We start from the raw sequence: 12,682 nt of genomic DNA on the forward strand, positions 1-12,682 counted from the left end.
TATGCCTATGTTAAAAACCGGAAATATAATTGCCATACTGTTTTTCATTGCCTCTTTTTCTGCAGAGGCACAATTTTATGATATGGGGCAGGACCCGGCATCCGTAAAATGGAACATTATTAAAACCGAACATTTCCGTATCATCTTTCCTGAGGGCATTGAAGCACAGGCGCAACACATTGCCAACGGCTTCGAACAGGTATATGAGCCCCTGAGTTCCGGCATGAATATCAAAGCTGTCAAAGTACCGGTAATACTTCATAACCGTTCGGTAACATCCAATGCTGTGGTTCCCTGGGCACCCAAGCGCATAGAATTTTACACCTGCCCGGGACAGGACGATTATCCTCAGCCCTGGGCCGACCAGCTTATGCTCCACGAGTTCCGGCATGTGGTACAATACAGTAAAATCAATCAGGGGCTTACCAAAGTGTTGTCGTATGTCTTCGGGCAGCAGATTACCGCAGGAGTGATAGGAACCTTTGTTCCCATGTGGTTTGTGGAAGGCGATGCCGTATATACCGAAACCTTATTCAGCAGCAGCGGCAGGGGAAGAATGCCATGGTTCAGCATGAAGCTGGCAGCACAAGTCAGGGAAAAGGGGATATATAATTACAACAAAGCAGTTTTTGGTTCTTATAAAACTTTCACGCCCAACCATTATGAACTGGGTTATCAGCTGGTATCTTACGGTACAAAAAAGTATTCCCATCAAATCTGGGAACGCGCTATGGATAAAAGCGGTAAACTTCCGCTGATGGTTGTTCCCTTTAATCACGGAATCAAAAAAGTAAGCGGACTAAATAAAGTGCAGATCTACAAAAACTGCCTAAATGAACTTGACAGCCTCTGGCAGAAAACAGATAATAAAAACCGACATACTGATTTTACTTTACTCAGCACTAAAAAAAATAAATTCTACACAAATTATAATTGGGGAAATTTTTCAGGGAATCATTTTATTGCTGTCAAATCATCTATGGATGACATTACCAGGTTTGTGATATTGGACAGCAGCGGCAATGAAAAACATATTTTTACACCCGGGACATATTACAACACAGCTTTCAGCAGCTCGGGCAACCAGATTGTCTGGACAGAAACTGCTTACGACCCGCGATGGGAAAACCGAACCTATTCGGTAATTAAATTATATGACTTTCAAAAAAAGCGAAGCCGGCAATTAACGCATCGTTCAAGATATTTTTCTCCTTCGCTGGATGATGAAGGGACGCAAATAGTGTGTACCGAACAAAACATTTACGGAAATTCATCTTTACTTGTTCTGGATGCTAATTCCGGGAAAATAAAAAAACAAATTCCTGTTGATTCGGGGGATTTCATCATGACTCCTAAATGGTCGGATAAAGGGGCGGAAATAGTTTTTATTGCCCTGAACCGTTTTGGCAAAAGGCTTTGTATTGCCGACACTGCAGGACACATAAGAAATATCACTAATCCTTCGTTCACTGAAATAAGTCATCCGGCCCTTTTTGGAAAATATATTTATTTCACAGGGGCTTATTCAGGAATCAGCAATATTTATGGACTGGATACATCATCACAGGAATTGTATCAGCTAACTTCCTCGAAATACGGCGCTTCCGAGCCTGAATTATCTTCTGACGGCACGCAATTGTTATATTCGGATTATACTGAAAACGGCTATAAGCTTGTAAAAGCAGAAATTGACACATCTTTATGGATAAGCGTAAAAAATTTTACCGGCAATTCACTTCAGCTGTTTGATGTAAAAAACGAGCCTATAGATTTTTACAACAGCAAAAAAAACCAATACCCGGTCCGGAAGTTTTCAAAATTCTTAAACCTTTTTAACATACACAGCTGGGGCCCTTTATCCATCAATGCCGATAATACCACGGTGAAGCCGGGCTTTGAAATCAAATCGCAAAATTTGCTCAGCACCATGTTTTTCAGCGCCGGTTATGAACATGAATGGAATAACAGCGGCTCGATGTTTTTTGCAAAACTCAGTTACAGAGCTTGGTATCCGGTGATTGACGTAGGCTTTGCTTACGAGTTTAACAAAGATGACAGTATCCGCTGGAACACCATGTCACTCAGTGCCGGTCTGAAAGTACCGTTAAACCTTACAAGGGGGAAACATGTCGTTTTTGTTCAGCCCCAGCTTGTCTTCAGTTACAAGAAAATCATCGCCCGGAAAAATTACCCGGATTATGCTTTCTCCGGCGAATACGAGCCTCTGGAATACAGGGTTTACGCTTATCACATCATAAAAACTTCTTTAAAAGACATCAGCCCTAGATGGGGGCAACTTCTTGAACTTTCATACAAACACACACCTTTTAATAAAAATATAAGCGGCGCCCTGACAGCCATTCAAACGGTGTTTTTCTTTCCGGGCATTGGAAGACATCACAGCATCAGCCTGTATGGCGGGTGGCAGTATCATGATACTTACAGCTTTATTTTCGGCGATGCCATCACACTTCCTCAGGGCTACGACAGCAGTGGATACAGCAAGGCTGTTTCGGCAAAATTCACCTACCAGATGCCGCTGTTTTACCCGGACTGGAGCATAGGTTCTTTGTTCTATTTCAAACGTTTCAGAACATCGCTGCACTTTGATTATGCCTATGTTACTGATAAAGAAAATAACTTTTACAATCTTAGTTCTGCGGGCATCTCCCTGCTTGCAGATTTTCACTTTCTGAGGTTTCTGGCCCCCATCACAATGGGTATAAGGGCTTCGTACAGGTTCGACACGCAAAAAATAATACCTGAATTTATTTACAGTGTAAATTTCGATGCATTGCAATTTAAACCGGGCTATTCACGTTTTTACGATTGAGCCTTTTATTTTGTTAATGTCCGTAAGGCATACTTTTTGAAATTATATTTTGAGAAGCCCTTATTGAATTTTTTAATGTAATTTTGTTTACTGTAAAGCCCCGGCGCATGAATATGAAACTGTTTTATAATATCCTTTTTATTTTTTTTCTTCCTTCTTTTCTTTTTTCACAAAGCGATATTCCTCAAGTAAAATACACCCGCGAATTCAAATTCAACGACGGCATTTACCAATCCTTCAAAGAATTTAAATATAACAACCCTTCTCTGCCCGAGTTCAGCATGAGCAAAGACAACAACTTTATTCAGGAAGGGAATGTAATTTTAAGATATCCCTGTCCCGATTCCATAGGAAGCAAAAGAACCTGCGTTATTGAAAATTGTTTCGGATTTTCAAGAAACGGAATACTTTACTTAAACCAGGGGTATCCGGGATATTATTACCGCATGTTTATAGTCGGCGCCCTCTCGCATTTTATTGCATTTAATAAATTCGGCGCCCCGGATGTTTTTGCCACCTTTGAGCCTTTTGTCTTTTCGAGCGGCTCCAACGATTTCACCGAATACCTCCTTGACTTTGAAACCGGAAATACCTTTCGTTTCGGGTACACCGAATTTTCTGAATTTCTCGAAAAGCACGATAAGGAATTGTTCGACGAACTCCAAAATACAAAACAAAAACGCAAAATGATACATCATTTTCTGCTAAAGTACAATGAAAAACACCCGATATATTTCCCGGTTTATTAAAATATTAACTCACTGACATGAAAAAATTTATTGCGGTTTGCATTTGTATTTTAACCTTCCTGCACCCTTTGCTGTCTCAGCCCGACACCAAATATCAATCGTTGGAATATGCTAAAAACGGCATGAAATTATTTGACCAGAGCAAGTATAAAGAAGCTATTGAACAATACATGAAAGGCAAAGAACTGGATAAAGACAATACATTATTTGACTATGAAATTGCCTTATCACATTTCATGCTTAAAGATTACCAAGCCTGTATCATAACAATTGATTCGGTGATTGGAAACCCCAATATTAACGAACAGTTCTATCAGTTGCTGGGAAATGCTTATGATATGATGCAAAAGCCTGACACAGCTTTACAAATTTATGCCGAGGGCATGAAAAGATTTCCTAAAGCTGCCAGCCTATATACCGAATCGGGGGTGGTGGAATTAAACAGAAACCATACTGAAAGCGCCGTAAATTTCTGGGTTAAGGGGACAATAATAAATCCTACTCATGCTGAAAATTATTATCAGCTTGCCAGGTTTTATGCAGACTCCCTGAACAGGATACCTGCTTTGGTTTATGCCGAAATATTCATCAATCTTGAAAGGAATACAGCGAAAACGGCAGAGATGGGAAAACTGCTGTGCGCACTGCTGTATAAAAGTATTCGTATAAAACAGGACAGCGTTATTGCCCTGAATTTTTATCCCGACATAACAATTTACGGTAAAAACGACAGCATAAAAAATGTTTGCGATGCTGTTAAAGATGTGTTGCGAAAAGTTTCAGGAATGAAAATTAAAAATAACCGTACACTTGTGGGTTCATCTGAAATAGTAAAAGTCAGAAGCAAATTTTTGGAAGTTTGGTTTGCCGAAAAATATAACGAACGCTTTAAATTTTCGCTGTTCGAAAACCAGCAGTTGATAAATAAGCAGGGCTTTTTCGAGGCTTATACCCAATGGCTTATAAACAAATGCAATGTAGCGGATTTTCAGAAATGGGCTTCCGAAAACTCTGGCACCTATGCTTCTTTTGCCGAATGGTTTAAAAAACACCCTTATATTTTTTACGGCGCTAACGATGCTGACCTTTGCAGATAATTGCCGCTCGGTTAAAACTTAACGACAATTTTAACATTAAACAATCTTTTTGTCAGTTCATTAGGGACCGCATACTGTCTGTTGTTGACATCTTTTACCCACAGATACGAAATGGTGTTCATACGTCCTAAAAGGTTAAACACTTCGCCGGATATCCACAGGGATTTAAAAAAACGGAAAAAGCTTTTTTTGCGGAATATCTTGCTTTCATCAATAATGGATTTTGAAAAGCCGATATCCACCCTGAAATACGAAGGCATGCGCAGTGTGTCTTTGTACCTTGTATGATCAGGAGGGCCGAATGACAGAGGTGTGCCGTAAACCATATTCAGGTGCATTTTAAAAGTTGGCCATCGTGGAAAATGGTCCTGAAAAAAGATATTGATGTTTAAAAGCTGGTCGGTAGGGCGTGGGATAAACCCCGGGCTTCTTTTCACGCTGTCAATAGCCACATTGTCGAGGGTGTAGCCTGCAATAATTAACTCCCCGTTTTTATTATAATAGTCGTAATAATATTCTCCGGAGATTTTTTCACGCGTTTGCATCAACGATATGCCGAGCCACGACTCATCCCCTCTTACAAATTCTCCATTTATTTTCAGATCAATGCCTGTGGCATAACCTTTTCCGTTATTATTGGCAAAATAACGCAACCGCACATTATCAATTTCGTAAGGGATAAGGTTGTCGAGCATTTTATAATAAATTTCTCCCACAAACTTAAAAGGACGGTTCCACAACCTGAAATTCCAGTCACTGCCAAGCAAAAAATGAATGGAACGCTGGGCTTTCACTTCCGGGTGTATGGTTCCGTCGAAGGCGCGTATCTCTTTATAGAACGGCGGCTGATAATACATTCCCGTTGAAAAACGAAAAACAATGTCCTGCTTCCATTTTGGCTGGTATGAAAGCGTTAACCGCGGGCTGACACACACCTGATTGTTAAAATCCCAGTAATGTGCCCTGATTCCTGCTGTGAGCATCAGCCTGGCACTGTCAATCCTGAAAGTCCAGGTGTCCTGAACATACCCTGAAACACGGTTGCTTTGCATGTTTACCTTGCTGATAACAGTTTCCTGTAAGAGCAAAGGGCTGAAGCCCTGGAGTGAAGGATTGGTATATCCCACCGAATCGGGGGGATGAGGTTGTGAATACCCTGATGAGTCAACCATTTCCCATTCCCTCAGGTCATCATGGATAATTTCGTGCTGGTAGCGAACTCCATAAACCAAATAATGGTTTTTAAGTGTGTAACCGCTTTTAATTTCCGAACTTATGACGGTTGCATCCAGTTCGTCCCTTGCGTGTTGTAAATGTGTGCCAACTCCCAATACCTGCTTCATCTCGCCGAAATTATCGTTGCCGAAATCAGCTTCAAGAAAGCCTATAAGGTATTGTCCCTGAACGTCATAAGTCTGTGTTTCAAATGTTTTGTATGCGGATGTTATCCACTTGAAAAACATGTTCGACTTTGGCTTGTAATTCAATGTCAAGGCTCCCAGATAGGTATTAATTTTATCAAGTTCCATACCGTCAAAGTAAATCTTTAGCTGATAAGATTCTTTCACAGTGCCGAATTCTGTTTCGCGCGATTCGGGTATCACCATGTACTTATTTCTCGCATAATTGCCTAATATTCCTATCTCCCATTTGTCGTTAATTTTATACGTGGAATATAACTGAACATCGGTAAAGGAAGGTTTGTACTGCGCTTTGGTCTCGAGTGCATTCAGCAGGTATTGATTGGACTTCTGCCTAACGCCCAGGAGAAAAGTAAATTTACCGTCTTTACTTGCGCCCTCCACATGCCCCGATGCTCCCAGCAAACTCAGCATGATAGAGCCTGCAAATTTTGTCGGCTTCTTATACTGAATATCAAGTACAGAAGACATTTTATCGCCATATTTGGCCTCAAAACCTCCTGATGAAAACAATACACTGGAAGTCAGGTCGGCGTTTACAAAACTTAAGCCTTCCTGCTGCCCCGAACGTATCAGCAAAGGCCTGTAAATTTCAATATCGTTTACATAAACCAGGTTTTCATCAAAATTTCCGCCCCTGACAGAATATGTGGAGCTTAGTTCATTGCTGGAATACACTCCCAGGCTTGTTTTTTTAATAAGCTCTTCAATGGCATTGCCTGATGTTGTGGGGATAAAATCGGCCTGCTTGTGGTCAATACGCGTAATAACAGCCCGCTCATCTTTGGAAACATACTCGAATGTCGGAATTTCTGTTGAAACAGTAACCATTATCTGGTTCATCAGTTTGTTCTCTCCGGGCTGAAGTGTTATTTTGTGTTCAACTTTATGGTAGCCTATGAAAGAAAATACTACCGTAATTTCTTTTCCGGACATCACAGCCAACCGGTAATTACCATTTTTATCCGAAGTAGTTCCTGTTGTTGTACCCAAAACAGCAACATTGACCAATTCAATGGCCTCACCTTTCTTATCAGTAACTTTTCCGTGCAATGTGGCTTTCTCCTGAGCATAGGCATTAAGTGCAAAAAGCAAAAAAAAGATATGTATGATATACCTGTGCATGCCCATACTAATCCGTTTTTTTTACTTTGAATTTGCCATCTTTCCATGCTTTGAAAAACTGTTCCCATGCAAAAACGTTCAGTAAAGGATTGGGTTGCGGCTGCCCGGCAAAATAGAGCTGGCTTACCCGCCTGTCAATATAATTCCTGAAATTCATGCCGCTGTTCATTTCCAGGTCCTCGTTGATGATTCGTTCTTTTATTTCGGTAATATTTTTTTGAGCACGGGCAAGTTCATCGTCAGGGATATCAAGTTTTATAAATGCTTTTTTAAATTGCTCGTAAGTGGGCCACGGATAGATAACCGTTTCATTAAGGATTAGTGTATCCTGCCGCATTACTTGTATAAGAGAGTAACGGTTCACAGAGAGCGTATCGGGAATGGTGTAATATACTGTTTTATAGCCAAGCGCATTAAAAACCACCACATCTTTCGGCTTGGCGACAAAGGAAAAAAATCCATACAGGTCGGTAATAGTGCCCCGCCACGAATCTTTAACCAAAATGTTGACAAATGGAATGGGAGTTAAGCTATCATCGGTAAGTACAATTCCTGAAAACTGCACCAGAGTCGTGTCATTAATCTGGGAGTATCCTTTGGTGATGTTACACAGGAAGAATACAACAATCAATGAAGCAATGAAGCGTTTTGGCTTAAGGGGCATAAGAAACAATTTGCGCAGAAATATCAGTAAGTCTAAATGGCATTATTTTTCAGCAATTAAAACGAAACAAATATAAATTTATTTCACGGTATGGTTTTATAAAAAAAAATGCTGCCACTTCTGAAAGCGACAGCATTTATAGCTTATTTGTTCAAATTTATTTATTGATATATCCCTTTTCGCGAGCTTCTTTTAAACAGGCAGATATCCCTTTTTTATCAATATTTCTTAACCCTGCAACAGAAACCTTCAGAGTTATCCATTTGTTTTCTTCGGGGATAAAGAATTTTTTTGTCTGCAGGTTGGGAATAAATTTTCTTTTGGTTTTAATGTTTGAGTGGGAAACATTATTTCCGACTATTACTTTTTTTCCGGTGATTTCACAAATTCTCGACATGGCTGTAAAACTTAACTTATTGATTCCTTTTATAAACAGGGGTGCAAATTTCGTAATTATTTATTAACTAACAAAATAATATTTAACTTTTTACTCAAAAAACATATTTACACAGACGCATAAGCCACAAAAACATCTGATTACCTGCATATTAATACTCTTTTATTAAAATATCCCCCTGCTCACTGATATTGCGTTCCTCGTTTAAAATATCCCTTATTCACATGTAACTTCTCCAATAAGTTTATTTTCGAATATAATATTATTTCATATCCTTATTTTATAATAACCATTTGCTTAATTGCCTGTTTTGCTGCATATCCATATTAAATAATTGTTCAGATAAATACAGAACTTCACCCATGGCACCAGTGCATTAGGAAACCTGAACAATCTATTGTTTTTTGTAAAGCATGGTTCATGTCATAAATCTCTATTTTTCCCCTATCTGTTTTTTTACATAAAGTTCGCCAGATATTTCGAATTTTATTATCATTAACTGACTATATACTGAAGGTGACCCACTTGCATACGTGGCTGCATTATCATAGTCATGTTCCAGAGTTATTTGAGCATTTGCATTCAATACTATTGCAAGTATTACAATAAATAATAATTTTTTCATATTCATAAAAGCAAAAAACATTCGATTTTGCTGCGTTCTTTAATCATCGCACCAATGTAATGTTTCCCTTCTTCTGCACGAAAGTCCCGTCTGTAAAAGTAATAGTAACGTAATAGGCATAAGCCTCTGCCGCACAGGGTTTGCCTTTATATGTGCCGTCCCAGCCTTTGGTTATATCTTTGCTTTCAAATACCTTTTCGCCCCAGCGGCTGTAAATGCTTAATGATGCTTCTTTAATATTTTCGCCTCGTATGTACAGCACGTCATTCTGTCCGTTGCCGTTGGGCGAAAAAATATTGGGTATAAAAACAATATTCTCCTTTGGAAAGGTATCTATATTTATCAAATTTGAGAAAATTTTGCATCCACAGTCTAATGTAACTTCAACAGTATATGAACCATTTTGGGTTGCTAAATAAGTCTGGCTGTTTGCATCTTGAATCATAGTTCCATTCAAATACCATTGATAGGTTGAATAAATATTCTGACAGATTAATAAATTTTCATTATTCATGATTACAGGAGGATCCTGCAATTTATCCATAAAAACAATAACATTTGCTAAAAATTTGTCCTGATTATTATTAATATTGCTGTCGCTTGAAATATCCCCAATGCTCGTAAAAACATCAATATCTGCTGCGATTAAATCCAAAGTATTGCAATCCAGATATAATGTCGGACTGCCATACGCTTCTCTGGCCAGTATCACTGAATTCGATGGAACAGTATTGAAAAATCCTTGGAGCGATCCACCCTCATTTACAGATGGAACATTCCCAAAAGGTCCGTTAAAAATATCGCTTGCATTTCCTTGTGAAGTAGGGAAAAGTGAACAAGTCGCCACCTTTGTCAGGCTGTAGCCCCATTTTGCATTTAATATAGAACTATTTATATCTGGTAATTCATCTGGACTGGTTCCAATAATTAATTTACCTCCTTTAATACTCCAACTGTATAAAGAATCTACTTCTGCTTTTATGAATGGCTGTGTAGAAGCATCATTTTTATTGAACCATCCAAAAAAGAATATATTGTCAGTCAGAACGTTCGTTATTTGCTCAATGCTTCCTGATGTGCCGTAACTATCAGCAATATTTATCTTTTTAGGATATATTCCAGTTGAACTGAAGTTGTTTGAACATAATAGTTTAGCCCTCGAATATATCATCCATTGACCATTTAAAGTATAACCATTATCGCCTCCTAATTGTCTATTTGTATTAATAGAAATGATATTTATCATTTGCGACGAACATGGGGTATTCAGTAGATTAAAAACAAAGCATATAAAAAATGCTATTAACTTCTCTGATAATATTTTAAACCTGATATTCAAAGATATTTATTTTACAATGATCAATTTTTTATTAAGAAGATATTCACTATTTGTAATATTCATGTTATAAATTCCACATTTAAGGCTTTGTGCCCTTATGTGTGTTTTCCCTTCGATGTATTCACTGTACATTAAATTTCCTGTTATATCAAAAATTTGTAAGAGTGGCTTTCCTGGTATAGATATTTCAACGACAAAATTGCCATCAGAGGGATTAGGATAAACGGTAAAATCGTGTTCATTATCATAGCTTTCAATGTCGCTAAAATAGCAATTTAAAAGTACTGTTATATTATAACTGCTTTGTTGTGTCGTTGCTAAATCAGGTTTCTCATCTCCGTTAAAATCAGCAGTTATTATTGTCCATGGACCATAATGAGCCGGAAAATACGTAGATGAACCAAAAGTACCATTTCCTGTACCTATTAATAAAAAAACAATACTTTGATAATAGTTAGCAATGGCTAAATCTGGTATGCCATCAAAATTAATGTCCGCGCTGACAACTGAGAATGGAGCAGAAGTAGCAGCACCAGTACCTGCATTATAATTTATTGCATTATAAAATAAACCGCTTGTTCCTTTGCTTAAAAGCACAGATACATTATTAGAGTTTTTATTTGCAACAGCAATATCATCAAAACCGTCCGCATTAAAATCCTTACTACACACTGAATAAGGCCCGGAACCACATAAATATTTAGCAGCTGACCCAAAATTACCAGTTCCGTCACCGATAAGAACCCACACGCTATCTGGTCCCCCGTCATTATTGCAGGTTATGGCTAAATCAGCGAAATTATCACCATTAAAATCACTGCTGGTCATTGCAGTTGGATTTTTTCCAATATGATTCCCTGTATTTGTTGTAAAGTATCCCGATCCGTTTCCCAATAATACAGAAATGTTCCGGTCAGTTTCATTAGCTACTGAAATATCAATATTTCCATCTCTGTTAAAGTCTGCACCGCAAATAATTCTTGGATGATCGCCAACAGCAAAACTGTCTGTAGCTGTAAAATTACCAGTTCCATCACCCGATAAAATTCTCACATAACCGGCAGTAGCATAATCAGGATATGCTAAGTCAACATTACCATCTCCATTGAAATCCCCGCTTACAATACCAGAGAAATTACCTCCATTCTGGTCATAATAAACCAAGTTTGCAGTATTGAAATTGCCATTCCCATCACCAATTAATAAGTATAATTCTTTGCCAAAAATTGATGTTATTATTAAATCAAGCTTAGTGTCATTATTATAATCATTACATAAAATACTCCGGGATTCTGTGAGCATAGGAATGATAGTATCTGTAAAACATACTTGTGCACCTGCCTTAAGAAAAATTGTAAGTGCTACTAGTGTAATTAATTTTTTCATATTTCTAAAATTAACAAAATGTTAGAAAACTAAATAAAGCCGAATAAGAATAATCCGGGCTTTGGAAAGTTTTTTAATTACATATCATTTTTTTGGTGGCTATGTTTTTACCATTGATGATCAAATTATAAACATAGATCCCTACAGGTAAGCCTTGGGTATCTATATTCAGCGTACCATAACCGTGTTGTAGAGTTTTTTCATATATAATATTTCCAAGCATATCAGTGAAACTTACCTTGCTTGTAACTGAATTTTCAGGAATAAAATAAGTTATTTGCGTATTTCCATTGTTAGGATTAGGTTGCGCATCCCCTAGCGATGCAGACTGTGGGATATCAAGCTTAATATCAATAATATTTTCTTGATAGCCCGTGGTATTGCTATTTTTACTATCAACACCTGTCAACCCGGCTATTACTGATTTTAAACTATTTACTTCTTTACTTAATTCCTGAACAGCTTTTACAAGTGGAACAACAAACTCTGCATACGACAATCCATAAGGGTCAGCGTTATTGTCAGGTGTATGAACTATGGATGAAGTAAAGCCACAAACATGTGCTACCGAATCTACTTCCTGTGCAATAAAACCTGAACGAACAATTGCAGTTGATTGAGCAAAATCCATTCCTTCCTGATGTATGGTTTTCAAACTATCGGACATATTTTGTATTATAAAATCATCAAATTGTTTTGTATTCATTTGATAAGTTACAGGGTGAAGTTTATTAATAAAATCCAAACCTTTTACGCTATCATTTATATTAAATTTAAAACGACCATCACTAGTTACATATTGACCAGCAACGCAATATGTTCCAGTAAGGCTTGCATTCCCTATCCATACATGGTTATTTGCATCAACAATCGCCCCATTTCAAATAGCGGTGGCGTTACTATAATTACCGCTTGCATCGGCTCCGTATCCTAAATATGTATTGTAGCTGCAATTGGCATTATTATAAGTATATCCGGCCAAACTTCCATACGCAGTGTTTTTTTCTCCTGTAGTGTTGTAATAAAGAGCACGTTCACCTGTAGCA

The 12,682-nt window shown here is 38.0% G+C and carries 10 protein-coding genes; 3 read left to right on the top strand and 7 right to left on the bottom strand.

Annotated elements, in window-relative coordinates:
- The first annotated feature begins 1 nt into the window (after position 1).
- The 3 genes from M0R16_03470 to M0R16_03480 all read left to right on the top strand — a co-directional run bounded on the left by M0R16_03470 (position 2) and on the right by M0R16_03480 (position 4,679).
- The gene (locus tag M0R16_03470) at positions 2-2,833 is read left to right on the top strand and encodes a hypothetical protein (GenBank protein ID MCK9611941.1); all 2,832 of its coding nucleotides are present in this window, start codon (positions 2-4) and stop codon (positions 2,831-2,833) included.
- A 107-nt stretch (positions 2,834-2,940) separates the two neighbouring features.
- On the top strand, positions 2,941-3,582 hold the full coding sequence (locus M0R16_03475) for a hypothetical protein (GenBank protein ID MCK9611942.1): 642 nt from the start codon (positions 2,941-2,943) through the stop codon (positions 3,580-3,582).
- A gap of 17 nt (positions 3,583-3,599) precedes the next feature.
- The gene (locus M0R16_03480) at positions 3,600-4,679 is read left to right on the top strand and encodes a hypothetical protein (GenBank protein ID MCK9611943.1); all 1,080 of its coding nucleotides are present in this window, start codon (positions 3,600-3,602) and stop codon (positions 4,677-4,679) included.
- 11 nt (positions 4,680-4,690) lie between these two features.
- Here M0R16_03480 and M0R16_03485 read toward each other — a convergent pair whose 3' ends face one another.
- From M0R16_03485 to M0R16_03515, 7 genes are all read right to left on the bottom strand, one after another.
- Positions 4,691-7,231: a carboxypeptidase-like regulatory domain-containing protein gene (locus tag M0R16_03485; GenBank protein MCK9611944.1), complete on the bottom strand. Its 2,541-nt coding sequence runs from the start codon at positions 7,229-7,231 to the stop codon at positions 4,691-4,693.
- A gap of 1 nt (position 7,232) precedes the next feature.
- Entirely contained in the window at positions 7,233-7,889 is a 657-nt protein-coding gene (locus M0R16_03490; GenBank protein ID MCK9611945.1) for a carboxypeptidase-like regulatory domain-containing protein, read from the bottom strand.
- 157 nt (positions 7,890-8,046) lie between these two features.
- On the bottom strand, positions 8,047-8,286 hold the full coding sequence (rpmB, locus tag M0R16_03495) for a 50S ribosomal protein L28 (GenBank protein ID MCK9611946.1): 240 nt from the start codon (positions 8,284-8,286) through the stop codon (positions 8,047-8,049).
- 433 nt (positions 8,287-8,719) lie between these two features.
- Positions 8,720-8,911, bottom strand: a complete 192-nt coding sequence (locus M0R16_03500; GenBank protein MCK9611947.1) for a hypothetical protein — start codon at positions 8,909-8,911, stop codon at positions 8,720-8,722.
- Between the two features lie 43 nt (positions 8,912-8,954).
- Positions 8,955-10,250 carry a gliding motility-associated C-terminal domain-containing protein gene (locus M0R16_03505; GenBank protein ID MCK9611948.1) on the bottom strand — a complete coding sequence of 432 codons (1,296 nt, stop codon included), beginning with the start codon at positions 10,248-10,250 and terminating at the stop codon, positions 8,955-8,957.
- A gap of 6 nt (positions 10,251-10,256) precedes the next feature.
- Positions 10,257-11,636, bottom strand: a complete 1,380-nt coding sequence (locus M0R16_03510) for a T9SS type A sorting domain-containing protein (GenBank protein ID MCK9611949.1) — start codon at positions 11,634-11,636, stop codon at positions 10,257-10,259.
- 73 nt (positions 11,637-11,709) lie between these two features.
- Complete coding sequence (locus M0R16_03515; GenBank protein MCK9611950.1) at positions 11,710-12,381, bottom strand: T9SS type A sorting domain-containing protein; 672 nt, start codon at positions 12,379-12,381, stop codon at positions 11,710-11,712.
- Positions 12,382-12,682 lie beyond the last annotated feature (301 nt).

This window comes from Bacteroidales bacterium, assembly GCA_023228145.1.
In the GTDB taxonomy this organism is placed as follows: domain Bacteria; phylum Bacteroidota; class Bacteroidia; order Bacteroidales; family CAIWKO01; genus CAIWKO01.